The sequence below is a fragment of the Tenuifilum sp. genome (genome assembly GCF_037481895.1).
Taxonomy (GTDB): Bacteria; Bacteroidota; Bacteroidia; order Bacteroidales; family Tenuifilaceae; genus Tenuifilum; species Tenuifilum osseticum.
This window is the reverse complement of sequence record NZ_JBBFKU010000014.1, coordinates 26547-51073: the sequence shown is the minus strand read 5'-3', so window position 1 is coordinate 51073 and position 24527 is coordinate 26547. Positions and strand designations below refer to the sequence as shown.

The window sequence follows — 24527 nt, the reverse complement described above, 5'->3', positions numbered from 1 at the left end:
CTATGAACGCAAAAAAACTCTGATAACTTTGCGATTTCTTTGCGCCCTTTGCGGTTAAAAAAACATGATATATGACTGAAAACGAATTATCAAATATTATAATTGGTACTGCAATAGAGGTACATAAAGCCCTTGGCCCTGGATTGCTGGAAAGCGCATATAAAGAATGTCTGTTTTATAAATTGAAACAACAAGGGCTACAAATTGTGAAAGAAAAACCTATACCTCTAATATTTGAAGAAGTAAAACTCGATTGTGGATATCGTATAGACATTTTGGTTGAAAATAAAGTTGTTATTGAAATAAAAAGTGTTGATGCCCTGAATGATATTCATTTGGCACAAACCCTTACATATCTTAAACTTGGCAATTTTAAGCTTGGTTTATTGATTAATTTTAATGTAGTTTCTTTGAAATCAGGTATAAAAAGAGTTGTAAATGGATTATAAGAATAAACCGCAAAGAACGCGAAGTTTTACGCTAAGAACGCAAAGAATCTCAGCGACTTTTGCGATACCTTTGCGCCCTTTGCGGTTAAAGAGTAGTTAATGGATTGTAATTTTATATCCGCAATGAACGCGAAGGCTTACCCTAAGGACGCTAATATTTACTCTGCGACCTCTACGAGACTTCTTTGCGAACTTTGCGGTTAAAAAGTAGTTAATGGATTGTAATTTTATAACCGCAAAGAACGCGAAGTTCTACGCTAAGAACGCAAAGAATCTCAGCGACTTTTGCGATACCTTTGCGCCCTTTGCGGTTAAAGAGTAGTTAATGGATTGTAATTTTATAACCGCAATGAACGCGAAGGCTTACCCTAAGGACGCTAATATTTACTCTGCGACCTCTACGAGACTTCTTTGCGAACTTTGCGGTTAAAGAATAGTTAATGGATTGTAATTTTATAACCGCAAAGAGCGCAAAGTCTTACGCTAAGAACGCAAAGAATTTCGGCGACTTTTGCGATATCTTTGCGTCCTTTGCGGTTAAAAACAGAAATATTATGAGCACTATTAGTAAAAATCAGTTTAAAAAGTATATCGAGGATTTTGATTTTACAAATTTATTCAATCAACTCGGTTGGACATATCTTCATGAACAAACCCCTGTTAAACTTAAAGAAGAAACCTATATTTTCCATTCTGTAGCGGAAAAAAGCGGCTTTAGAATAATGGTTTTTATTCCTTCCGAAAATCAGGATTTGCCTGATTATGCTACCCGTTTGCAACTCGACCGAAAAATCGGGAAATTATACCGAGAACACTTGATTATTTTTTGTGATAAAAACCTTACAACTCAAATCTGGCAATTATTTGTCAAGCAATTGGGCAAGCCATCCCGGTTGAGTGAAACCCGCTGGCATAAAGGTCAGGATCCGGAATTACTATATCAAAAAACTTCAAACCTGTTCTTTACACTCGACCAGGAAGAAAATATTACTATTGCCGATGTGGTGGATGTGGTAAATGAAAACTTTAGTAAGAATGTTGAACAGGTTACCAAGAAATTTTATGAGAATTTCCGTAAAGAGCATAAAAAATTCATTGAATTTATTAAAGGTATTTCAGTCGTAACCGACCGTGAATGGTATGCCTCATTAATGCTTAACCGTTTGATGTTTTGCTACTTCATTCAAAAAAAAGGATTTCTCGATAATAATCTGGACTATCTGAAAAATAAATTAACCTATTGCCAGCAGAAAAAAGGGAAAGATAAATTCTATGTCAGTTTTTATAAAAACTTTCTTTTAGCTCTGTTTCATCAGGGATTAGGTTCTCCCGAGCAATCAGAAGAACTGAAAAAAGAAATTGGCAAAATTCCATACCTCAATGGTGGTTTGTTTGACGTTCACGAACTGGAGAAGCAATACGATAATATTGATATTAGCGATGAGGCATTTGAAAACATTTTTAATTTCTTTGACCAATACAACTGGCATCTCGATACTCGTATTACAGCTACCGGAAGAGATATTAACCCCGATGTTATAGGTTACATTTTTGAAAAATACATAAACGACCGTGCCCAGATGGGTGCATATTACACAAAAGAAGACATTACCGACTATATCAGTAAAAACTGTATTATACCTTTCCTGTTTGATGAAACCGAACGCACCCTTCGACAGGCTCAGGGTGCTGCTAAAACCGAAGGCATATTTGCTGAAATCTGGCAGGTGCTTAAAGAATCGGGCGACACGTATATTTACGACGCAGTTAAGAAAGGGATTGACACCGAAAAACTCAACTTTTCAACTTCTTTATCGCTTGACGACCCCAATCATCCATTATGGAGCGATTTGCCCGATGAAATTCGCAATGGTTTCAGAGTTGACTTAAAAAACAAAATAGTTGTTGCCGATGAAGAACCACACCTGTGGCAAATCCGGAAAGAATGGAATAAGCCTGCCCCCGAAAGCATTGCCCTTCCAACTGAAATATACCGTGAACTCATTGAACGCAGAAAACGTTACTGGGAAATACGCAAAAAGATTGATGCTGGTAAAATAACTCATATTAACGATTTTATTACCTACAACCTGAATATTCGTCAGTTTGCTCAGGATGTGGTAGATAACCATAGTGATCCTGAATTTATAAAGCATTTTTATCAGGCATTAAATAATATTACCATACTCGATCCCACTTGTGGCTCCGGTGCATTCCTGTTTGCCGCCATGAATATTCTTGAGCCCCTTTATGAAAGCTGCCTTATGCGTATGCGTGCGTTTGTGGAGGACGAAGATTTTGAAAATAATAAAGACAAATCTTCATTTCGCAATAGGTTCAAGTACTTTCGTGATGTGCTTGCCGAAACGCAAAACGAACACCACCCCAACCTACCCTACTTTATTTTTAAAAACATTATACTCCGCAATCTATATGGAGTTGACATTATGAAGGAAGCGGTTGAAATTGCCAAACTGCGTCTGTTCCTTAAGCTGGTGGCCACAGTTGACCCTGACTATTATAAACCAAACCTTGGACTGGAGCCATTACCCGATGTTGATTTTAACATTAGAGCTGGAAATACTTTAGTAGGATTTGCCAATGAAGCCGAACTGATCAGGAATATTCAGGTAGATATCACTGGCCAATTTAGGAGTGGTTATGAAAAAGAGCTAGTTTCAATTAAAGAAAAATGCGAAATTGTTGCCCGTACTTTTAAAAGATACAAAGAAATACAGCTAGACCAGGACAACGATTATCTAGATTTTAAAGCTGCAAAAGACGAACTTAATAATCGCCTGAAACAATTGGGTAACGATTTTAATATTTTACTTGCCAAAAGCCATTATAATATTGATTATAATGAAAAATCTGAAGCATCAATAAATATTTACAACAAATGGCTAAAAACCCACCAACCCTTCCATTGGTTTGCCGAATTCTATGAGATTATTCACGATAAAGGAGGGTTTGATGTGATTATTGGAAATCCACCTTATGTGGAGTATTCAAATGTAAAAAAAAATTATACCATTAAAGGGTATGAGACAGAAAGTTGTGGTAACTTATATGCTTATGTAATCGAAAGATGTTTAATCATTGGGAATGAAACTAGCAGATTAAGTATGATTATACCAATGAGCGGTACAGTTACTTTAAGAATGGGTTCATTACAAAAAATATTATCAAAAAACAAATTAACTCGTTGTTTGTATTTTGCGGGTGACTCGAATCCGGGACAATTATTTGATGGTGTTAAAAGTCAACTTAGTATATTTAATACAGAAAGATGTGATGGAATTAATAAAATCTGGACATCAAAATATAAAAGATGGTTTTATGAAGAAAGAGGTTTCTTATTTGAAACTTTAAGTTTATGTGATTCAACAAATTTTATTAAAGAATCTCATTTCAAGAAAATTCATTATGAAATTGAAAAGAGCATTTTAAATAAGTTACTAAAAAATAGATTATTGGGTGTTTATTTAACAAATTCCAACCATGATATTTTATATTATAAAAATGCGGGTAATGCTTATTATAGGATGTGTTATACGACAAAACCTATTACTAAAGAGAATGGTGTGTTAAAAGATTCATCAACATTAAATACAATTTCGTTCACATTTGGCAAACGAATCGCGCAAGGAATTATTTCTTCGAATCTTTTTAATTATTATTGGTTTATTTTTTCTGATTGTTATCATCTAACAAAACAAGATATTTGTGATTTTAGATTCATAGAAATTGAAAGAGTTACTGAAGAAAAAAGATTCAAACTGGAACAAATTTCTGTAAAATTAGAAGATAACTATCAAGCAAATTCTATTCTAAAAAAAACTAATTATAAAACTAAAGGCACAATTGAATATCAAGAGTTTTATCCACGTTTGTCTAAGTTCATTATTGATGAAATAGATATCGTATTAGCAGAACTTTATGGATTTACTGAAGAGGAGTTGGATTTTATTATCAATTACGATATTAAGTATAGGATGGGGAAGGAAATGGAGAATGGAGAGGAGGAATAAACTTGAATTTATAAAATGCTTACAGAAAAAGAAATAAAACAACTTTTGGATAAAGGCGAGGGTACGCGCATTGAGTTTAAACAAGCCCGGATTGGAGTCCCTGCTACTTTATACGATACCGTTTGCGCTTTTCTGAACAAAGAGGGAGGAATTATTTTATTGGGTGTTACGGATAACGGTGTTGTTCCTGGGCTCGATGCCGCCAATATTATGCAACTGAAACAAAATATTGTTACCGCGTTGAATAACCCCGATGTAATCAATCCGCCATACCCTTTGCCTGTAAGAGATGCAGAATATGAGGGGAAAAATATTCTTTATATCCGGGTTCCTGTAAGCTCGCTGGTGCATAAACATGCAGGAATTATTTATGACCGCGAAAACGATAGCGATATTAAGGTTATCGATGAAAGACAAATAGGCGAAATATATTTCAGGAAGCGACAAAGTTTTACCGAAACGCAGATATTCCCCGAATTAAAAATGGAGCATCTGAGTACGGATGTGTTTGCCAAGGTCAGAAAGCTTATTGCGGCCGTAAACACTACGCATCCATGGCTCACTGCTACTGATGAAAGAATACTACGCGATGTTAATTTCATAAGACGAGATTTTTCAACAGGAGAGGAAGGCTTAACCCTTGCATCTGCTCTGGTTTTCGGGAAAGACGAAACTATAGGTAATATTCTGCCCGCATATAAGTTAGATGTAATGGTGCGCAGGGAAAACACCGACCGATGGGACGATCGTCTTCCGCCACTAAGAACAAACCTTGTAGATACTTACATTAAAGTTTTAGATTTTGTAAAATCAAAATGGCCTGAAAAGTTCTATATTGAAGAAACTCAGCGAAAAGATCTGCGGGAATTGATTTTCAGAGAACTGGTGGCCAATGTTATTATTCATAGAGAGTATAATACCGCTCTGGCAAGCGAGATTATTATTTATACCGACAGGGTTGAGGCAAAAAATCCCAATAAACCCCGATTCACTGGGCCTTTGGACTTAGACACATTCAGTGCAGAACCTAAAAACCCCAATATTAGAAGGTTTTTCAGCGAATTAAACTGGGCAGACGAAATAGGTTCAGGGGTAAAAAATATTACCAAGTACTTAAATATCTATACTCCCGGTGCAAAACCATCTTTCATTGAAGGCGATACGTTTATAACTACTATTCCCCTGATTATTGACAGAATTGGCAGTAGATACGCCATGTTTATTGGTTTAGCCCGGTTAAATTCCAATCAGGTAGGGGAACGAAAATTAAATATATTAAAGAATATACCACTTAACTCAGAATTTAAAGAGTTGACAGATACTGATTTATTGGCAGTACAACTTGCTATGACATGGGAAGAAAAAAGCAGGGAGTTAGATAAATTAAGATTTTTGATTATCAACAACATACAGATTGAAAGAGTTAAAAAAGCGGTGAGTTGGGAGGAAAAAAGCGGGGAGTTATTAAAGAAAAGAGGCAAAACAATTCTGGGTATATTAATATTAACCCTTGAACCAGCAAGTCTTGAAGAACTTACAAAAACCCTTGGCTACAAAGACAAAGATCGTTTTAGAGATGATTATATAAAACCTCTCAGGGATAATGGTCTGCTTCAATACACAATCCCTGAGAAACCCAACGATCCAAATCAGGCATATTTGATTACACAACGAGGTAATGATTTTTTGGGAGGTCATCGGATTTAAGGTGAAAAAGCAGGAAGTAGTTTATGACGAAATTGCTGATAAAGATTGTGTTAGAACAAACATTAAAATATAAAGAGGGGGAGTTCGATTTAAAAAAGCGGGGAGTTTGTAAAGAAATCTTATATAACTGTGTTGAAAATGAAGATTGAACAACTATTTGGGAATGAAGAATTATTAAAACTGGAGAAGACAGCATTTCTCTGCAGTCGCAAGGTACCAGCCTCTGTGGTCTTAAAGTGCTATGACTGGGCTATCGAACAAAGAGAGCAAGGTAATTGTGTTATCAGCGGTTTTCATAGCCAGTTAGAGAAAGATGTATTGTATTATTTATTAAAAGGGAAACAGCCTATAATAATTGCATTAGCCCGTGGATTAAAGGAAAAAGTTGAACCAGAATTTAAAACACCGTTAGAACAAGGAAGAATCTTAATAATAACACCTTTTAATAAAACAGTTAAACGTGTAACCGAACAAACAGCAGAAATCAGAAATAAAATGATGATTGAACTTGCCGATACCATAACAGTTGGTTTTGTAAAAAAAGGCGGGAACCTTGATATGCTATTAAAATCAACAAATAAACCAATTACTAAACTTATATAGTCCTTTCGCTAAATAGTTTCTCAAACAAATCAGTATAGACCTTGCCTACTTTTCGGTAATTATTCTCCTCACCACCTCCTCAAATTCCGAGAGAATCATGGCGGTGGCCCCCCAAACCATCTCGTTCTGGAAACTATAATAGGGTGCGGTTATTGGGCGGCCATGGGAGGTTATCACCTTTACTGATTTTTTTGAGTCATCCAGCAAATGGGCTACATCAACCTCAACTATATACTCAACCTCCTGCAGGTTGGGTGAAAATTGTGGTTTCTGAGCAACTATGCCTACAAATGGTTGAACCAGAAGATTACTAACAGGAATAAATAGTTCCGTTAACTTACCAAGAATAGTAATTTGATTGGGTTCAACTCCAACCTCTTCATAGGTTTCCCTCAGTGCGGTTCCCTCAATGCTGGTATCGCTCTCGTCGACCTTACCACCAGGGAGGCTAACCTGTCCGCTATGGGGACCATCGTAGGTTTGGCGCTTAATCAGAACAAAGTCCAACCCTTGGCCGGAGGGGTAAAGCAGTATCATTACAGCGCTTTTCCGTGTTGCCATGTTGGGTGTAGTATTCCCAAGCAAATCGGCACGAACCGATGGCTCCATTCGCTTCTGCGCCTCATATCCGGGCAAAGGTTTTCCCAGGTTTAATTCTATTCCTTTAACAATTCTTACCGCTGAACTGCTCACATCAGTTGGTATTGTTTTTCAAAATTAGCTTTTTGGCTTACTTTTTGATTACTTACATCACAAAAAATGATATTAAAGCAAAACCAGAAAAAAGGTTTGCCAAATTTGTCTATATTTAAGGGTTGAATGAAAGTACTTAAATTAACTTAAATTGATTTTAATGTTAACCCATTGATATCATGCTTCTTAAAGAATATTAACCAAAAGCAATATTAGCCTATGAAACGACTTTTACTCCTACTTCTAGCAGCAACAGTTCTGGTTGGTGGCGGGTGTGCCTCAAAAAAGTATGCCAAAAAGGGAATGAAGTTTGAGCAAGCCGGTTTGTGGGAGCAAGCCGCCGATGCTTACATCCGTTCGCTTACCGCCAAGCGCGATAATATCGATGCCATTATTGGCCTTAAACGCGCAGGCCAACGCGTGCTGGATGAGCGTTCGCTAAAGGTTATTAAAGCATACGAGAACGACGACCTTAAACAAGCTGTTTACTCATACCTCGATGCTGAAAGCTTTAAAAACCAAGCCGCATCGCTTGGCGTTGAGCTTTCCATATCGAATATGGCAACCGATTACTTTAACGACGCAAAGCCCAAATACGTTGAAAAGATATACTCCGAAGCTCAAACCCTACTGGATGCAGAAAAGTTCAAGGATGCCGAGTCGCTGCTTACGGAGGTTAAACGCCTTCAGCCCGATTATGGAAATACGCAGGATATGCTAAAGGTTTCCAAATGCGAACCACTATACAGGCAAGCCAAGCAGTTCATGGATGCCGCCCAGTACCGTAAGGCCTATGCCAATTTAGATAAAATAGTAAAAGAGTTCACCAACTATAAGGATTCACGCGATTTACGCGATGAAGCCCTGCAAAAGGCAACCATTACCATAAGGGTTACCGACTTTAAATCAACAACCTACAGTACTGAAAGCATTGCCAAATCGGTTCAGGCCGAAGTTGTAAGCAAGCTAAACGCTCTAAATAACCCATTCATTAAGGTTATTGATGTTCAGAGTACCGATAAAATAATTGAGGAACAGCAACGAAGTGTAACTACAGGTTCCGACCTTGAGATAGGTAAATTACTTGCTGCAAAAGCCCTGCTAAGCGGCGACGTTTCGGTTATTGAAGCGACACAAGGCAAGCTAAATAAGACCGAAAAACGGGGATATATCCGCGAGGAAACTAAAACCAAGGATCCTAAAACCGGCGAGGAAAAGGTTAATGTCACCTACCGCAAGGTTATTTACTGGGTTTACAACCAAAAGAATAGCGTATCGGTTGCCCTAAAGTTCCAGCTTACCTCAACCGAAACGGGAGCAGTAATGGTATCGGATTTCATCCGGAGCAACCAAGCCGATGAGGTTAACTATGCCACATTCGATGGTCCATCATCCAAGCTGGTTCCCGGCTACTGGGAAAAAATAAATGCCGACTCGCCCAAGGATGTAATTAACGACAACCAGCTCGATGTGCGAAATCTACAGGAGTTACTTAAAGCTAAACGCGATATTGCAAGCATGAACACACTCATGTCAAACGCCATTGAGGATATAGCAAAGCGAACAGCACAAAAAATCAATCAGTACAACCCCGAAGAGTAAAAACGATGAAACGGATACTGGTATTACCGCTAGTAACAGCAATAATGCTGGGATGCGGAGGGAATAAAAAAGTTGCACAAGCACCTATCACCCCATCGTGGGTTCAGGGACGTCCCACTCAGGCCGGTTACTACATTGGAATAGGCTCCGCCCGAAAAACAACCCCTGACTACCAGCAGGCTGCCAAGCAGAGCGCTCTTGCCGACCTGGCTAGCGATATTTCGGTTTCCATTTCATCACAATCGGTGCTAAATGCCTTTGAAAGCCAAAACTACTTTTCTGAAGATTTCCGGTCATCAATTAGGGCTGAAGCACAAAAGGAACTTGAAGGTTACGAGGTGGTTGATAGCTGGGAAGACCAAAACACCTACTGGATCTACTATCGCCTATCAAAGGATACCTACAGGCGAATGGTTGAGGAGAAAAAGACAGCAGCAGCGGCCAAATCGCTCGACTTCTACGATAAGGCCATTGCAGCCATTGATGGGAACGATTCCCGAACTGCACTGCTAATGCTCATTAAGGCATTGGAACCTATTAAGCCATTTTTTGCCGAAACCATTACGGCAACATATCGCGATAAGCAAATCTTTCTGGGTAACGAGATTATATCTACCCTAACAAATACATTAAATTCGCTAACACTAAATGGACCTAAAGTTGTTAACGTTAAGTTAGGCTTTGGTATTGAAAGCAACCAGCTCACATACCTTGTTACCAGTAGTAACGGCATGCCACAAAAATCAATTCCGCTAAAAATCAACTACACTGAACGTCCACTTACCAACAACAGGATTATCACCAATAATCGGGGTGAAGCATCGTTTAGCATTGATGCCGTTCGCTCCCGCAAGCTAAGCGAAACCATTTCGGTAGAATTTGATTTTGAATCGATTGTAAAGGAAGCCACTCGCGATTTTGCTATAGGCAAAATTCTTGCCAGGTTTAAAACACCATCGGCCGAAACGCAGGTCAACGTAATCAGGCCAAAATTCATTGTGTCATCCACCGAAACCAACCTAGGTGCAGCTATAGAACGTAAGCCACTTGCCGAATCGCTTAAACGGAAAATCCTTGAAGCAGGCTTTCCCATAACCGAAAACCCAGCCGAAGCGGATTACAGGATCAACATAAACTCATCAACCAGGCAAACTGGCCAAAGCGGTCAGTATATCCAGGTTTCCCTGAACCTACAAGTTACCGTAACCAATGCAAGCGGCAATACAGTTTACTCTCACAGTACCGACCGTATAAATGCCTCGCATTTTGAAGCACAAACGGCAGGCGTAAATGCTTATACCAATGCAGCAAAGCGCATTGAGAGCAACATAGTTGAGGAACTTATTGAGAGGATAATCAAAGGCGATAGAGCTTATTAGTGTTCAGTTTATAGTGTATAGTGTTTAGTAGTGTTTGGTTTTTTGTGTTCAGCTTGCTTTAAAAACCGCTATTGGTCATTTGAAACACAAAAAACATCTTAACAAATTGTTTCTACTGACAAATTTCCTGTAAAAATATTTCAGGATACGCATTTCGGTTTAATGCACTCTAATCGCTCATTTTACCATTCCTAATCATTCCGTTCATTCCGGTTCATTCCAACCCATTTCCCCCACAATCAACTAACAACAATCAACCATCAACTACACTTGTCATCCTGAGCGCAGCGAAGGATCTGTAATAGACCACAATGGGATGATCCGCTAGCGCTCAACATGACAAAGTACTTAGAACAGCTGTCAACCAAAAACTATCAACTATCAACTTCAATTCCTGCCATTGCTGCCACTTTTAACTTTCCTCTGACATAATTCTGTCAGTTTTTTCATGCAAAAAAGTCAGTTTTAAGGTTTGGCACACGATGTGTAAATAACCTTAACGTGAAATTTTGGAAAACTAGTTGTAAACCTAAAAAACATAAGAAGCTATGTCGAACGTAAAGGTAAAACCTCTAGCCGATAGAGTGCTAGTAGAGCCCATGGAGGCCGAAGAAAAGACCTCGAGCGGAATCTACATTCCCGACACCGCAAAGGAAAAACCACAAAAAGGAACCATCATTGCAGTTGGTCCTGGCACCAAGGATGTTAACATGGAGGTAAAGGTTGGCGATGTTGTACTCTATGGCAAGTATGCAGGTACAGAAATCACCATCGATGGTAAGGATTACCTCATCATGAAACAATCCGACATTTTGGCTGTTATCTAAATCATTGATTGTAAACAATTAAAAAACGATAGACTATGTCATCAAAAGTATTAACCTTCGACATCGAAGCACGCGACAGGCTTAAAAAGGGTGTTGACCAGCTGGCAAATGCCGTAAAGGTTACCCTTGGCCCCAAAGGTCGCAACGTGGTTATTGAGAAGAAGTTTGGTTCGCAGCAGGTAACCAAGGATGGTGTAACCGTTGCCAAGGAAATTGAGCTCCCCGATCCTCTTGAAAACGTTGGGGCACAAATGGTTAAGGAGGTTGCCTCCAAAACCGCGGACAATGCTGGTGATGGTACTACCACTGCTACCGTTCTGGCACAAGCCATTGTTAACGTTGGTTTGAAAAACGTTACCGCTGGTGCTAACCCTATGGACCTAAAGCGTGGTATCGATAAGGCTGTAGCCAAAGTAGTTGAACACCTCAAAAAGCAATCGGTATCGGTTGGCGACGACTACCTGAAGATTGAACAGGTTGCTACCATATCGGCTAACAACGATAACGAGATAGGTAAACTCATTGCCGAGGCAATGAAAAAGGTGAAGAAGGAAGGTGTTATCACCGTTGAGGAGGCTAAAGGTATTGAAACAACCGTTGAGGTTGTTGAGGGTATGCAGTTCGACCGAGGATACATCTCGCCATACTTCATCACCGACCCTGAAAAGATGGAAGCCGTTCTGGAAAATCCCCTCATACTGATTACTGACCGCAAGGTTTCAACCATGAAGGATTTGCTTCCTATTCTGGAACCAGTTGCTCAGAACGGTCGTTCGTTGCTCATCATTGCCGAGGATGTTGAAGGCGAAGCCCTTGCTACCCTTGTTGTTAACAAGCTACGTGGCTCGCTAAAGATTGCTGCCGTTAAGGCCCCTGGCTTTGGCGATCGTCGCAAGGAAATGCTTGAGGATATTGCCATCCTCACCGGTGGAGTGGTAATTAGCGAGGAAAAAGGCTTACGCCTTGACAGCGCTAAGATGGATATGCTTGGCCGTGCCGAAAAGGTTACCATTGACAAGGAGAACACCACCATTGTTAACGGTGGCGGAAAGAAAGAAGCCATCGATAAGCGCGTGGCTCAAATCCGCACCCAGATTGAAAACACCTCCTCCGATTACGATCGCGAAAAACTACAGGAGCGCTTGGCTAAGCTAGCTGGTGGTGTTGCCGTACTCTATGTTGGTGCTGCCACCGAGACCGAAATGAAGGAAAAGAAAGACCGCGTTGACGATGCCCTTAGCGCTACCCGTGCCGCTGTTGAAGAGGGTATTGTTCCCGGTGGTGGAGTTGCCTACATCCGTGCCATTGAAGCTCTTGAGAACCTCAAGGGTAACAATGAGGATGAAACTACTGGCATCCAGATTGTGAAGAGGGCTATTGAAGAACCTCTCCGCCAGATTGTGGCTAACGCCGGCCTTGAAGGTTCAGTAATTGTTCAGAAGGTTAAGGAGGGCAAAGCCGACTTTGGTTACAATGCTCAAACCAACAGCTTTGAGAACCTGTTCCAGAGCGGTGTTATTGACCCAACCAAGGTTACCCGTGTAGCCCTTGAGAATGCCGCTTCAATTGCCGGTTTAATCCTTACCACTGAATGCGTAATTACCGAGAAGAAGGAAGATAAACCTGCCCCAATGGGTAACCCCGGAATGGGCGGTATGGACATGATGTAAAATTCATGGCAAAATATAGTGGAAACGGAGGGATAATTCCCTCCGTTTTTTTATATTTGGTTAATTCCAAATATTACCTGTCATGTCCAGTAAGAAAAAGAACCCTGCTTTTGTAAATCAAATTTTTGAAGAAACCCGAAAAAATATTTCTGACAAGCTTCATTTAATTGCCATGCTTGTTGCCATTCCTTCATGCACATTGTCAGGTATTCGTCTTTTTACCATTGGATTTAAACCACTTTTTCTTATCGATGTAGTCTTTGCTGTAATTGTTACCATTACATATATTTTTAAGACACGTTTTCACTACCAATTGCGTATAACTTTCCTATTGGCTTATTTTTTCTTAATTGGAATCCTATCGCTTCACACCTTCGGGTTGATGGGGTTTGGCATGTTAATACTTTTTATTGTATCGGTAATACTTACTGCGCTTTTTGGGCTTAGGTACGGACTGGTTGCCATTGTCATATCATTGATTACTGTTAGCTTTTCACTATATGCATTTTACAAGCATTGGATCACCTTCGATTTAAACTTTAATTTTCTTGCCTACGACGGATACCACCTATTTACTAGAGGTATTTTCTTTTTTTCTTATTTAATTGTAACCGTTGTTATAGTTGGCTTCATAAACCGAAGTTTTGCTCAGGCTTATAGTAAACTTGAAGTAAGCGAGTCGAGGCTAAACCTTGCCATATCGAGTGTAGATGAGGTGGTTTGGGATTTCAACCTAACTAATCGTAGCTTTTTTGTAAGCGAAAAGTTTGATGACGTAGTAAAAATTAGTTCAAAAGACAACTTTAAAACCCTAAAGGATTGGCTATTACGCATACATCCCGACGATAGAAAACCTTTGCTCGAAAGAATACGTAACCATATTTTAGGTGAAACCCCAGTGATTTGGGCAGAATATAGATTTAAAGACGACTATGGACAATGGCAATGGTTGCAAACCCGTGCTAGAATTATTGAACGAAAAGCCAATGGTTTCCCCTAAAGAGTTATTGGTACACACTCCAATATTACCATCTACAAAAAGTTACACGAAGAGTTGCTGGAGGTTGAAAACCGTTACCGAACTCTATTCTTAATGGCCAACGACCCAATACTTATAGTTGCGAAAAATGGTTTAATTGTTGATGCAAACCTAAAAGCATCAAAAATTTTTGGATACACATCCGATTCAATTACAGGTCAAAACATTGCTGACCTATGTTCGAAAAGCGATAGTAACTCACTGAACTTTTTCAATCTCTTTGCAGATAATAAAATTATCCCTACTAATCGGTTTGAATTAATAATGCTTCGGAATCAATCAGAACCATTTCCGGTTGAGGCAAGCATTGCTTCAATTACCGATCTTGGGGAAAGCTTACATCAAGTTGTAATACACGATTTAACCTTGCTGCAAAGGTTTGAGCGTGAAAAAATAAATGCGGTTGCTGAAATGGAAGAACGGGAAAGGCAGCGGCTTGCCAGTAATTTGCACGATGATGTGGGCCCCCTGCTTTCAAGCCTTAACATGTACCTTTCGCTTTTAGCTAACCATAAAGGCAATCAGGATGAACTGGTTGCCAGTATGCAAGACATACTCCGCGACACCATTGCCAGCGTTAGGGAGATTTCACACAATTTAAGCCCACAAAACCTACTAACTGACGGTCTGGTGATTGCCCTTACTCGTCATTTTGAACGGTATAACAGTATTATCAATATCCATTTTGATCATAATCTTGAAAATCAACGATTATCCAGGATAATTGAAATTACCTGCTACAGGATTTTAAAAGAGTTTCTGAATAACACCATTAAGTATGCGAATGCAAGTAATGTATACGTTAAGCTTTTCCTTGAGAACTCAAAATTAACACTCACGTACACTCACGATGGGGAGGGTTTCGATTTTAAGAAGGAAATGCAGAAATCAAAGGGTATTGGTTTGATAAACATAGTTGAAAGGCTTAACTCCATTAAGGCAAAATACAGGGTTAATAGCGAACCTTTCAAGAAAGGCTTCAGCTTTGAGCTAACCATGAATGTTTAAAACATAAGCTAATATGAGCCCCAAGCGAATAGTAATAGCTGATGATCACCAAATCCTTCGTGACGGTATAAAAGCGCTGCTTTTAGCCATGGATGATGTTACCCTGGTTGGAGAAGCAGCCAATGGCTCGGAACTCATTGACTTGATCAATAGAACAACTACCGACCTTATACTGCTTGACATTCGGATGCCAGTAATGGATGGAGTTGAAGCCGCAAAAATTATTAGAGGAAAAGGCTATCAGATGCCCATTCTGGTGCTTTCTATGTTCGACGATTTTAATTTTTACGATGCCCTGTTGGACATTGGGGTTAATGGCTTTTTGCTTAAGGAAAGCGGCTATAACGAATTGAGCCAGGCCATTAAATCGGCACTTGAAGGCAGAGCCTATTTCTCTCCCGAATTGATGTTAAGGTTGCTGCGATCAAAGAAGCAAGAAACATCAATTAAAATAAATGAAAGAGAACGCGAACTAATTACACTTATCTGCAGAGGGTTTTCATCGAACGAAATTGCCAAACAGCTGAACCGAAGCATAAGTGCAGTGGAAAAGGCGAGGGCCGAGTTACTTGTTAAGACAAAAACACCAAATTCTACCGCCCTGGCAGTTTATGCAATAAAGCATAATCTAGTTAACCTAAGCGATATCTAAAAATCAAAAATCTCGACTAATTTCTCAAGGGTAAGGTCGTCCTTATGAAGATAATATGTTGCACCAGAAAATAGCATGTTTTTCATGGTTTCAAGGTCTTTGTTAAACGAAACGGCCACCACTCTAGTGGCACGATAGTATTCCTTACTAATCTCCTTAGTAGCAGCAACACCGCCAATGCCTGGCATATTAACGTCCATGAAGATTACATTGTAAGGTGAATTCTTACTCACCATTTCAACTGCATCCTCACCATTTGATGCTGTTTCCAATTGGCTAAGCTTATTTCCTAACACTGTTTGAACTAACAGGCTTAATGTTTTTACAAAGGTTGGGTTATCATCAACAATCAAAACCCTATAGCTGTTAAGAGTCATGGTATTTCATTTTTTTAGTTAAATAAACTTAGATTTTAATCGCTTCACTCTAGATATATCTAGCTTAAAATATCCAATTGATTCAACCAATTGCTCTGCCTGGGCATTTATTTCCTCAGCACTGGAAGCCAGTTCCTCACTGGTTGAAGCATTTTGCTGAGCAATACTATTTAGTTGCTGTATAGCAGCATTAATCTGATTTATTCCATTCCGCTGTTCCTGAGTTGCAGCGGCTATCTCCTCAACTAAAAGGGAGGTCCTTTCAACTTCTGGGAGCAATCCATTAATAAGGCTCCCCGACTCCTCCGCAAGGTTTTGGCTGTTTTTTGAAATTTCAACTATCTCACTTGCTGCATTCTTACTATGCTCTGCCAGCCTGCGAACTTCAGCAGCAACTACAGCAAAACCTTTCCCATGTTCACCAGCACGAGCGGCCTCAACGGCAGCATTTAATGCTAATAGATTGGTTTGGAATGCTATATCGGATATTATATTGATTTTATCAGATATGGCACGTGCTGCATTAACACTTCTGCTTGAAGCCTCACGAACCCTTTCCATTTTACCCTGCATCTCTTTAGCAATAAATTTTGCCTGTTGTGAGTTGTCGGCATTCTGCTCGATATTGGATGCTATTTCCTCAATCGATGCCGAGACCTCCTCTACTGAGCTTGCTTGATTGTTTGCTCCTTCAGAAATTTGCTCCGAATTTGAGGTAAACTGGACACTAGCTGTGGAAAGCTGATTTGCAGACAATGAAATTGCTGTAGTTACCTCTGTGAGCTTGGCGGTAAGCTTCTCCGTGGAATTAGCCAGAACACCTGTTTCATCGTTACGTTTTAGTAAGTCCTTATCAACATTAACTGATAAGTCACCTTCGCTCAACGAATCCAAAACATTTACGATATTTAGCAAAGGCTTTTTAATAATGCGGTTAACATAAACATAGGCCAAAACACTAATTGCAACCTGCAGAGGAAATCCCCAAAGGTTGTGTATAGGCCCAATTTTAGCAATAACTCCTGAGATAAAGGCAACAAGTATTATTGCCAAACCAGTAGCAATCCCAATTTTGAATAGTAGAGATTTCTTGAACAATAGACGCATTACGATGATCATAATTGTAATACTAACTGGTCCTGCTAGAATTACTGAAAGCCAAGTTACTCCGTACATACCGTAATAATTATTAGTTTCAATACAAAGGAATACATTTGTTCTGCTGCAGTAAAGATGTTTTTTTCAAAAATGAATGAAGAAAACCTCATAGTTCATAAAAACCTTTACTAAATTGCTGGGTAAATTGAAAGAGATGAAAAAATCAATAATTGGACTTACGCTTGGCGCAATAGCCGGAGTATTGGATATAATTCCTATGATTCTTCAAGATTTAAGTTGGGATGCTAACCTTTCGGCATTTACGCTTTGGTTGGTGGTAGGATTCTTGATTTCAGTTACGGATATCAAGTATCCGGGCTGGCTTAAAGGGGTATTGCTAGCATTTCTTGTTCTTCTGCCATCGGCCATTATTATTGGTGCAAAAGAGCCTTTTAGCTTGATTCCTATCGCAATTTTGACATCGATACTAGGGGCACTCCTGGGCTATACTTACCATAGAGTTGTTAAAAAACTTAGCTAACTTTGTAGGAGAATTAATATAATCCAAATAACCATGACATTAGAGGAACGTATAAACCAGGATATCAAGGCAGCCATGATGGCAAAGGATAAGGTACGCCTTGAGGCTTTAAGAGCCGTTAAAAGCGCCATTCTGCTTGCTAAAACCGATGGCGAACACAAGGATTCACTATCGGCTGATGTTGAAATGAAAATCCTGCAAAAACAGGTTAAGCAACGCAAGGATGCTGCCGAGCAGTACATTCAGGCTGGGAGAAAGGAGTTGGCCGATAAGGAGTTGGCCGAAGCCTCAGTAATTGAGGAATACCTTCCCAAGATGCTCAGTTCTGATGAGCTAAAGGCTGAGCTCCAAAAGATTATTGCTGAAGTAGGGGCAAAGGCTCCTTCCGATATGGGAAAGGTAATGGGAGTTGCATCAAAGGCACTGGCTGGCAAAGCCGAAGGTAAAGCCATTGCCGATATGGTAAAGCAGCTTCTTGCAGGTAATTAGTCCTCCACTGGTCGGAACTTGTCAGTTCCCTCAATACGCTCCAGCTCCGACCCGGTTTTCAGTTTCAGGTACGGAATTATAGCCGGGTCGCAGTTGGCAATATAGTTCAGATCGAACATCATGAAGTGGTAGGGATTCTCAACGTATTCCTCATCTTCGGTACCGGAATAAAAGCGCCAACCGCTATCCTCGGTTTCCTCAGGCCTTTCACGATGCATGTAACCCACAGGCTCACCATCAACGGTTATTTTGTCCGAAGCGTAGCAGTATCTTCCCGAGGGTATTAAATCCTTAACGTCTTCAGGTCTTATTTTATACTTAAACTCCCCCATGTTTTACCATTATTAAATTAAAAAGTACAATGCAAAAAAGTGACACGCACTGCCAAGTATTATAAAAAGGTGAAATATACCGTGAACAAAGGCATAGTGATCTTTAAGGTAGAAAATAACGCTTGAACTGTAGGCTAAACAGCCTGATAGAAGAAACCATAACGATAGGTTGGGAGTATTTTTAATGATAGGAACAACGGCAATTAATCCAATCCACCCCATTGCAATGTAAAGCCATGCCGATACGCTTCGGTACTTTACGGAGTAAAACCATAGCTTAAACACCACTCCTGCTATAGCCATTCCCCAAACCAGTCCAAAAACAGTCCAACCCAACCAACCCTTTATGCTCAGTAAAGCAAAAGGGGTATAGGTTGCTGCTATTAAAATATAGATTGAAGAATGATCAAACTTGTTTAGGTTGAACTTAACCCGAGGGTTAATAGCGGAATGGAAAAGTGTTGATGCTGTGTAAAGGTTTATTAATCCGGCTCCAAATATTGAGTAAGTAACGATATGCCAGGCTGTGCCATGTAAAGCCGCGCGTATAACCAGTAGAACTGTGGCAGCAATAGCAAGCACTATACCAACCCCATGGCTTGTGCTATTAACAATCTCCTCATACTTTTTAATTCTTTTCCTTGACGAATTCATACAAAATGCTTTTAAAACCTTATAAAGGTAGTTAAAATTGGGGTTTGTTAAAGCTAATTACTATTTCATTTGGTTAAGGATGCTGAATATTCCATGGCCAGAAAGCCTGAAACGCTTTACTATGCCCTAAACTCCTATGCTTTCCTTTATAATCAAAATTCAGCATGAAAGTTTAACGCTTTTAACTTTACCCATTAATCCTTGTCCTTTAAACTTTATCCTTTATCCTTTATCCTTTCCCCCTCCCCTATCCGTAATTCACAACTTTTCAGTATCTTTGCAGTTCAATTGAATAGAATAGGATGGAGAATATCAGGAACTTTTGCATTATTGCCCATATTGATCATGGGAAAAGCACCCTGGCCGACAGGCTACTGGAGTTAACCAATACCCTATCGGACCGCGAGTTACAGGAACAGGTGCTGGACAGCATGGACTTGGAGCGAGAGAAGGGCATTACCATTAAAAGCCACGCCATACAAATGGAGTACACCTTTCAGGGCAAACAGTATAAGCTTAACCTGATTGACACCCCGGGACACGTAGATTTTTCGTACGAAGTGTCGCGAGCCATAGCCTCATGCGAGGGCGCACTGCTGGTGGTTGATGCCACTCAGGGCATACAAGCCCAAACCATATCGAACCTCTACCTTGCACTTAACCACGACCTGGAGATAATCCCTGTTATCAACAAGATAGATATGGATGCAGCCATGGTGGACGACGTAAAGGATCAGATTGTTGATTTGCTTGGCTGCAAACGCGATGAGATAATCCCTGTTAGTGCAAAAACCGGCGAAGGTGTGGACAAAGTACTTGAGGCTATTGTTACCCGTGTTAAACCGCCCGTTGGCGACCCAAATGCACCCTTGCAAGCTTTGATATTCGACTCAGTTTTCAACTCGTTCCGCGGCATTATTGCCTACTACAAAGTATTTAACGGAACTATTCGAAAAGGCGATAAGGTTAAATTTTTCAATACAGGACGGGAGTACGAGGCCGATGAGGTAGGTATTCTTCGGCTAAAGTTACAGCCTCGCGATTACATTAGCGCTGGCGATGTAGGTTACATCATATCGGGCATTAAGGAATCGAATGAGGTTAAGGTGGGCGATACCATCACTCACGTGGAGCGCCCCTGCAATAAGGCCATTGCCGGTTTTGAGGATGTTAAGCCTATGCTGTTTGCAGGCCTTTACCCGGTTGATGCCGATGAGTATGAGGATCTCAGAGCTTCGCTTGAAAAACTGAAACTTAACGATGCCTCCATCACCTTTGAGCCCGAATCGTCGCTTGCACTAGGTTTTGGGTTCCGATGCGGATTCCTGGGGCTGCTGCACATGGAAATTGTGCAGGAACGCCTATACCGCGAGTTCGACATGGATGTAATTACCACCGTGCCCAACGTTTCATACCTTGTTCACACAACAAAGGGAGAGGTTGTTGAGGTTCATAACCCCAGCGGCTTACCTCCTCAAACCACCATCGATTACATTGAGGAACCCGTAATTTCGGCTCAAATTATTACAAAATCGGAATACCTTGGTGCAGTAATGAAACTCTGTATCGACAAGCGAGGAATTCTCAAAAATCAGGTATTCCTTACCTCCGACAGGGTTGAACTTTCGTTCCGGTTACCCCTGAGCGAGATTGTGTTTGACTTTTACGATAAGCTCAAGTCCATTTCACGTGGATACGCCTCGTTCGATTACGTGATGGATGGCTACCAGGAAGCAAAACTTGTAAAACTCGATATACTCCTTAACGGCGAAATGGTCGACGCACTTTCGTCGCTAATCCACCAGGATCATGCCTACGATTTTGGCCGCAAGATGTGCGAGAAACTAAAAGAACTCATTCCCCGCCAGCAGTTCGATATCGCAATCCAAGCTGCCATTGGCTCAAAGATTATTGCACGCGAAACTGTAAAGGCGCTTCGCAAGGATGTAACCGCAAAGTGTTATGGGGGTGACATCACGCGTAAGCGAAAGCTGCTCGAGAAACAGAAGAAGGGAAAGAAACGTATGCGCCAGATAGGTACAGTTGAGGTGCCCCAGCAGGCTTTTCTGGCAGTTCTAAAAATGGATTAGCATAATAAAATGGTATTACAAAAAATACGAAAGGCCCGAAGGACGCTTCAGCTGGGATTAACTTCGGGACAAACAGGCATTTATAACCGTTACCTTAGAGAGAATGAGGGTTGGGATGCTCACCTTACCAACTCAAAACAAGCTATTACCAATGCTGTAAATCGCTTTAACCCAAAGAGCGTATGTATTTTGGGTAGCGGTTTACTACTTGATGTTCCAGTTGATGAGCTGCTCACACGAGGTATAGGCTTAAACCTTGTTGATTTAGCCCACCCTGCTAGTATCATCAAAAAGTACTCATTAAACCCTCAAATACAATTTGAAACGCACGACCTAACAGGAGGGCTAATACACTACCTACAAACAACCAAGCTAAAGGATATAAACTTTTTCACACTCATAAACCTTGTTTCAAGGGCAAATGCCTACACCACCGATGCCGATCTTGTTGTTTCGCTAAACGTGTTAAGCCAGCTAAGCGATATACCCATTGAATTCCTTAAACAAAAGAAAAAGCTTACTGACTGGCAGTGTGTTGAATTAGCAAGTACAATTCAACAAAAGCACATAGAAAGCCTTCCGAAAGGGAAATCGCTATTGATATCGGATATTCTGGAAGAGTTTTACGATGAGCGAGGTTCGCTTATTGCTACTCGCCCAACTGTATTTATTGACCTATCAAACCTCACCCAGGTTCAGGAATGGCAATGGGATTTTGACACAGCCAAAACCTATAACGAGGATGCCATTACAAAGCTAAGGGTAGTTTCAGGATTAGTGCACTAAAAAAGGGCTAACCCTAACAGGGAAGCCCTTATGTTTAGTGTATTGTTTTGCTCTATTTAACCGGCACCCAGCAACGCACCCAGTCAATTTCCATGTATGCTGGAAGTTTAGCATCGTCAATTTTACCGTTTACGCTCGATGCAAAAACCAGGTACATTGGTATATCAGGAGTAACATTCCTTTCAACTTTATATGGAGTTCCATTTATACTCCAAACTATGTTACTGTTGTTCCATTCAACTCCCAGAATGTAGAAATTCTGACTACACTTAACCCCGCCTATGCTACTAATGCTCTTTGATATTTTATTATTGCCCTTGGGGGTGTAGTATGCACCGGAGAAAGAGTTAGGCTTGCTATCGGTCTTTACAAAAATGTCAATCTCAGGTAATACAGTATTACCAACAAGATAAAAAGCATGTGTTACACCCGGAGTGCACGACAGGCGAATTTTTGCCTCAACCCTTCCTTCCTTTAACCTCAGGATATGGCCAGTGTTGATAACGCCCGAAGTGTACTCGTAAGTTTTGGGTACAAAGCCAAACTTTGAATCCCAGCCAATCCCTTCGGACTTTTCCTTTCGGGTTACAATGCGCAAAACGCTATCCTTGATCTCAAAATTTTTATCGGTATAGTTCTGCTTATCGGTGGTAAATGAATAGTTCTTGTTAAGGAGCGCATCGCCCCAAAAGAACTTTGTAAGCCATTTTTGATGATCAATGGCATTGGAATCAAAATCGTCGTAGAATTCAAGTTTCCACTCTCTAATCTCATTGAACTTGCTGCTGTCGCGCTCTAAACTGAGAAACCATTTAATTTTATCGGAATTTTGTAGCTTTTGGTACTCAACCAGCTTAGCGTAAACCTCGCTTTGTTCAAACTTATTCTTTGATAAAAGATATTTTTTGCGATTTTGAAATTCAGCTGATTCCACCTTGCTCTTTAGCTCAAGATACCTTGAAACTGTAGATGTAACCTCACCCCCTTTGTTCAGGTAAGCTTTAACCTCCTTGGATTTAGCTATGGAAATAAACTCCTTTTCGGTATTGAACTCTGCGGAGCCCTTATATGTCAACTTTTTAAGTTCGGCCTTAACCCTCTGATGCTCACCACTCTTAAACCACTGGGTTAGTTCGCGGAAGCGTTTTAGCTCAGCAGATTCGGTGTATTCAATAAACTCATTGTACTCGTTCTGAAGAGCGCTTCTTTTTGACTCAACCTGTTGGGTATCCTTAAATGCGCCAAAAAGGCGATTGGTAAAAACTTTAAATTTCGAGGGAACTGCCATTGGTTTAAGGTTTAGGGTATTACTGTTGAATTGGTATCATTTTAAAGGGAATCTTCAGGTGTTCAGCATAATCCTCTCCCGCCTCAATCATATCCTCATCGTCCTCCATGTAATGCCAGTTCACTACCACTGAAAAACCCTTTTTATGAACTTCGCGGAATTTTTCGAGAATCTTCAGGATCATCTTTGATGAGGATGTATTGTAGTAGTCGAACTTCATGTTAATTTCGGTTTTCTCGTTAGGATTTTCAATGTACTTGTCTATCCACTCCAGAACCGGCTGATAAAATGAGTTAACATCCTCAGGCAAAGAGTTTCCTGCAAATTCAATAATCGCTTTATCTTTATCGAGAACAACCTTTGGGGTTTCCATGGTTGGCTCTATCTCAACTCTATCCATATCAATTATGGCTTTTTATACTTAATAACCATAAAGTTATTAAATATTTATTAAAAACCAAACCTTACCAATACAAAAAAACGAAAAAAAGTTGAATAAATTGACTGCAGCTAGTAAATCATTTTAAAACCTTTGCCACGAACGTTAATAATTTCAATGGTTGGATCGTTGGCAAGGTATTTACGTAACTTTGTAATATAAACATCCATGCTCCGGGCGTTAAAGTAGCTATCGTCGGCCCAAATGGTTTTAAGGGCAAAGTTGCGGTCAAGCAGGGTGTTGCGGTTTAGGCAAAGATACTTGAGCAATTCGCTTTCCTTGGTAGTTAGCTTACGCACATCATCCTCGTAGGTAAGGGTTTGTTTGGTGGCATCGAAAACGTACTTGCCAATCTGGAAAAGGGTTTGCTCTGCCCCGTTGGCATCCTTGCGTGTACGGCGTAGGATAGCCTCAAGCCTCATGAGCAGTTCCTCAATGCTAAAGGGTTTGGTCATGTAATCGTCCGCGCCAATGGCAAATCCTTCAATTACATCCTCCTTCATGGATTTGGCGGTAAGGAAAAGAATGGGCATGCTGGGGTTTACCATTCTGATTTCTTTGGCTAGGGTAAAACCATCTTTTAAAGGCATCATCACATCAAGGATGCAGATGTCGTAGTAGTTGTTCTGGAAGCCCTTGTAAGCCTTTTCGCCATCCTTATACAGGTCAACATCGTATTCTTTAGCTTGAAGATACTCCTTGAGTAGGTATCCGAGGTTTTCGTCGTCCTCGGCAAGCATTACTCTAATTTTTCGTTGGTTCATGGTTATACT

23 protein-coding genes are annotated in these 24527 nt (G+C 40.3%); 15 read left to right on the top strand and 8 right to left on the bottom strand.

All coding sequences use genetic code 11. From position 1 onward, the window contains the following. Positions 1-71 precede the first annotated feature (71 nt). From WHS63_RS05965 to WHS63_RS05950, 4 genes are all read left to right on the top strand, one after another. Positions 72-449 carry a GxxExxY protein gene (locus tag WHS63_RS05965; protein WP_445204313.1) on the top strand — a complete coding sequence of 126 codons (378 nt, stop codon included), beginning with the start codon at positions 72-74 and terminating at the stop codon, positions 447-449. A gap of 554 nt (positions 450-1003) precedes the next feature. Then, positions 1004-4480, top strand: coding sequence for an Eco57I restriction-modification methylase domain-containing protein (locus WHS63_RS05960; protein ID WP_445204312.1), 3477 nt, complete (start codon positions 1004-1006; stop codon positions 4478-4480). Positions 4481-4495: 15 nt separating this feature from the next. Next, the gene (locus tag WHS63_RS05955; protein ID WP_445204311.1) at positions 4496-6187 is read left to right on the top strand and encodes an RNA-binding domain-containing protein; all 1692 of its coding nucleotides are present in this window, start codon (positions 4496-4498) and stop codon (positions 6185-6187) included. 138 nt (positions 6188-6325) lie between these two features. Further along, on the top strand, positions 6326-6790 hold the full coding sequence (locus WHS63_RS05950) for a hypothetical protein (RefSeq protein ID WP_445203244.1): 465 nt from the start codon (positions 6326-6328) through the stop codon (positions 6788-6790). Positions 6791-6835: 45 nt separating this feature from the next. On the opposite strand, the gene WHS63_RS05945 is transcribed toward WHS63_RS05950, so the two are convergent. Then, complete coding sequence (locus WHS63_RS05945; protein ID WP_445204310.1) at positions 6836-7483, bottom strand: NUDIX hydrolase; 648 nt, start codon at positions 7481-7483, stop codon at positions 6836-6838. A 219-nt stretch (positions 7484-7702) separates the two neighbouring features. On the opposite strand from WHS63_RS05945, the gene WHS63_RS05940 reads away from it, so the two are divergent. From WHS63_RS05940 to WHS63_RS05910, 7 genes are all read left to right on the top strand, one after another. After that, complete coding sequence (locus WHS63_RS05940; RefSeq protein ID WP_445204309.1) at positions 7703-9085, top strand: tetratricopeptide repeat protein; 1383 nt, start codon at positions 7703-7705, stop codon at positions 9083-9085. Between the two features lie 5 nt (positions 9086-9090). After that, positions 9091-10464: an LPP20 family lipoprotein gene (locus WHS63_RS05935; RefSeq protein WP_445204308.1), complete on the top strand. Its 1374-nt coding sequence runs from the start codon at positions 9091-9093 to the stop codon at positions 10462-10464. 548 nt (positions 10465-11012) lie between these two features. Then, positions 11013-11291, top strand: a complete 279-nt coding sequence (locus tag WHS63_RS05930) for a co-chaperone GroES (RefSeq protein WP_369489950.1) — start codon at positions 11013-11015, stop codon at positions 11289-11291. Positions 11292-11326: 35 nt separating this feature from the next. Beyond that, complete coding sequence (groL, locus tag WHS63_RS05925) at positions 11327-12961, top strand: chaperonin GroEL (protein ID WP_445204307.1); 1635 nt, start codon at positions 11327-11329, stop codon at positions 12959-12961. An 82-nt stretch (positions 12962-13043) separates the two neighbouring features. Beyond that, positions 13044-13961 carry a PAS domain-containing protein gene (locus WHS63_RS05920; RefSeq protein WP_445204306.1) on the top strand — a complete coding sequence of 306 codons (918 nt, stop codon included), beginning with the start codon at positions 13044-13046 and terminating at the stop codon, positions 13959-13961. Between the two features lie 54 nt (positions 13962-14015). Beyond that, positions 14016-15008 (top strand): PAS domain-containing protein, encoded by a 993-nt coding sequence (locus WHS63_RS05915; protein WP_445204305.1) that lies wholly within the window; start codon positions 14016-14018, stop codon positions 15006-15008. Positions 15009-15021: 13 nt separating this feature from the next. Further along, positions 15022-15660 carry a response regulator gene (locus tag WHS63_RS05910; protein ID WP_445204304.1) on the top strand — a complete coding sequence of 213 codons (639 nt, stop codon included), beginning with the start codon at positions 15022-15024 and terminating at the stop codon, positions 15658-15660. Here WHS63_RS05910 and WHS63_RS05905 read toward each other — a convergent pair. Together WHS63_RS05905 and WHS63_RS05900 are read right to left on the bottom strand one after the other, a co-directional pair. Beyond that, positions 15657-16037, bottom strand: a complete 381-nt coding sequence (locus WHS63_RS05905; RefSeq protein ID WP_445204303.1) for a response regulator — start codon at positions 16035-16037, stop codon at positions 15657-15659. The genes WHS63_RS05910 and WHS63_RS05905 overlap by 4 nt on opposite strands. Positions 16038-16055: 18 nt before the next feature. Further along, entirely contained in the window at positions 16056-16598 is a 543-nt protein-coding gene (locus WHS63_RS05900; RefSeq protein ID WP_445204330.1) for a methyl-accepting chemotaxis protein, read from the bottom strand. Positions 16599-17349: 751 nt separating this feature from the next. On the opposite strand from WHS63_RS05900, the gene WHS63_RS05895 reads away from it, so the two are divergent. Both WHS63_RS05895 and WHS63_RS05890 read left to right on the top strand, forming a co-directional pair. After that, a complete protein-coding gene (locus WHS63_RS05895) occupies positions 17350-17676 on the top strand; it encodes a hypothetical protein (protein WP_445204302.1) in 327 nt (108 codons plus the stop codon). 33 nt (positions 17677-17709) lie between these two features. Continuing rightward, positions 17710-18165, top strand: coding sequence for a GatB/YqeY domain-containing protein (locus WHS63_RS05890; RefSeq protein ID WP_445204301.1), 456 nt, complete (start codon positions 17710-17712; stop codon positions 18163-18165). Here the strand turns inward: WHS63_RS05890 and WHS63_RS05885 are convergent. Continuing rightward, positions 18162-18497, bottom strand: a complete 336-nt coding sequence (locus tag WHS63_RS05885; protein ID WP_369489942.1) for a DUF2185 domain-containing protein — start codon at positions 18495-18497, stop codon at positions 18162-18164. The two genes, WHS63_RS05890 and WHS63_RS05885, sit on opposite strands and share 4 nt — an antisense overlap. Before the next feature lie 12 nt (positions 18498-18509). Beyond that, positions 18510-19151 (bottom strand): PAQR family membrane homeostasis protein TrhA, encoded by a 642-nt coding sequence (gene trhA, locus WHS63_RS05880; protein WP_445204300.1) that lies wholly within the window; start codon positions 19149-19151, stop codon positions 18510-18512. A gap of 302 nt (positions 19152-19453) precedes the next feature. On the opposite strand from trhA, the gene lepA reads away from it, so the two are divergent. Then, the gene (gene lepA, locus WHS63_RS05875; protein WP_445204299.1) at positions 19454-21241 is read left to right on the top strand and encodes a translation elongation factor 4; all 1788 of its coding nucleotides are present in this window, start codon (positions 19454-19456) and stop codon (positions 21239-21241) included. Positions 21242-21250: 9 nt separating this feature from the next. Beyond that, positions 21251-22027 (top strand): hypothetical protein, encoded by a 777-nt coding sequence (locus WHS63_RS05870; protein ID WP_445204298.1) that lies wholly within the window; start codon positions 21251-21253, stop codon positions 22025-22027. Positions 22028-22079: 52 nt separating this feature from the next. Here the strand turns inward: WHS63_RS05870 and WHS63_RS05865 are convergent, their stop codons facing one another. From WHS63_RS05865 to WHS63_RS05855, 3 genes are all read right to left on the bottom strand, one after another. After that, positions 22080-23315, bottom strand: coding sequence for a glycoside hydrolase family 16 protein (locus WHS63_RS05865; RefSeq protein ID WP_445204297.1), 1236 nt, complete (start codon positions 23313-23315; stop codon positions 22080-22082). 19 nt (positions 23316-23334) lie between these two features. Further along, positions 23335-23715 carry a DUF1987 domain-containing protein gene (locus tag WHS63_RS05860; protein ID WP_445199973.1) on the bottom strand — a complete coding sequence of 127 codons (381 nt, stop codon included), beginning with the start codon at positions 23713-23715 and terminating at the stop codon, positions 23335-23337. Between the two features lie 110 nt (positions 23716-23825). Then, a complete protein-coding gene (locus WHS63_RS05855; RefSeq protein WP_369489936.1) occupies positions 23826-24518 on the bottom strand; it encodes a response regulator transcription factor in 693 nt (230 codons plus the stop codon). Positions 24519-24527 lie beyond the last annotated feature (9 nt).

Excerpts from the sequence above, each read along its gene's own strand:
- WHS63_RS05920 (WP_445204306.1), top strand. The coding sequence starts at position 13,044 with ATGTCCAGTAAGAAAAAGAACCCTGCTTTTGTAAATCAAATTTTTGAA.
- WHS63_RS05860 (WP_445199973.1), bottom strand. The coding sequence starts at position 23,715 with ATGGATAGAGTTGAGATAGAGCCAACCATGGAAACCCCAAAGGTTGTT.
- WHS63_RS05960 (WP_445204312.1), top strand. The coding sequence starts at position 1,004 with ATGAGCACTATTAGTAAAAATCAGTTTAAAAAGTATATCGAGGATTTT.
- trhA (WP_445204300.1), bottom strand. The coding sequence starts at position 19,151 with ATGAATTCGTCAAGGAAAAGAATTAAAAAGTATGAGGAGATTGTTAAT.
- WHS63_RS05950 (WP_445203244.1), top strand. The coding sequence starts at position 6,326 with ATGAAGATTGAACAACTATTTGGGAATGAAGAATTATTAAAACTGGAG.
- WHS63_RS05870 (WP_445204298.1), top strand. The coding sequence starts at position 21,251 with ATGGTATTACAAAAAATACGAAAGGCCCGAAGGACGCTTCAGCTGGGA.
- WHS63_RS05865 (WP_445204297.1), bottom strand. The coding sequence starts at position 23,315 with ATGGCAGTTCCCTCGAAATTTAAAGTTTTTACCAATCGCCTTTTTGGC.
- WHS63_RS05940 (WP_445204309.1), top strand. The coding sequence starts at position 7,703 with ATGAAACGACTTTTACTCCTACTTCTAGCAGCAACAGTTCTGGTTGGT.
- WHS63_RS05935 (WP_445204308.1), top strand. The coding sequence starts at position 9,091 with ATGAAACGGATACTGGTATTACCGCTAGTAACAGCAATAATGCTGGGA.
- lepA (WP_445204299.1), top strand. The coding sequence starts at position 19,454 with ATGGAGAATATCAGGAACTTTTGCATTATTGCCCATATTGATCATGGG.
- WHS63_RS05930 (WP_369489950.1), top strand. The coding sequence starts at position 11,013 with ATGTCGAACGTAAAGGTAAAACCTCTAGCCGATAGAGTGCTAGTAGAG.
- WHS63_RS05955 (WP_445204311.1), top strand. The coding sequence starts at position 4,496 with ATGCTTACAGAAAAAGAAATAAAACAACTTTTGGATAAAGGCGAGGGT.
- WHS63_RS05885 (WP_369489942.1), bottom strand. The coding sequence starts at position 18,497 with ATGGGGGAGTTTAAGTATAAAATAAGACCTGAAGACGTTAAGGATTTA.
- WHS63_RS05905 (WP_445204303.1), bottom strand. The coding sequence starts at position 16,037 with ATGACTCTTAACAGCTATAGGGTTTTGATTGTTGATGATAACCCAACC.
- WHS63_RS05890 (WP_445204301.1), top strand. The coding sequence starts at position 17,710 with ATGACATTAGAGGAACGTATAAACCAGGATATCAAGGCAGCCATGATG.
- WHS63_RS05895 (WP_445204302.1), top strand. The coding sequence starts at position 17,350 with ATGAAAAAATCAATAATTGGACTTACGCTTGGCGCAATAGCCGGAGTA.
- WHS63_RS05965 (WP_445204313.1), top strand. The coding sequence starts at position 72 with ATGACTGAAAACGAATTATCAAATATTATAATTGGTACTGCAATAGAG.
- WHS63_RS05910 (WP_445204304.1), top strand. The coding sequence starts at position 15,022 with ATGAGCCCCAAGCGAATAGTAATAGCTGATGATCACCAAATCCTTCGT.
- groL (WP_445204307.1), top strand. The coding sequence starts at position 11,327 with ATGTCATCAAAAGTATTAACCTTCGACATCGAAGCACGCGACAGGCTT.
- WHS63_RS05855 (WP_369489936.1), bottom strand. The coding sequence starts at position 24,518 with ATGAACCAACGAAAAATTAGAGTAATGCTTGCCGAGGACGACGAAAAC.
- WHS63_RS05900 (WP_445204330.1), bottom strand. The coding sequence starts at position 16,598 with ATGGAAAGGGTTCGTGAGGCTTCAAGCAGAAGTGTTAATGCAGCACGT.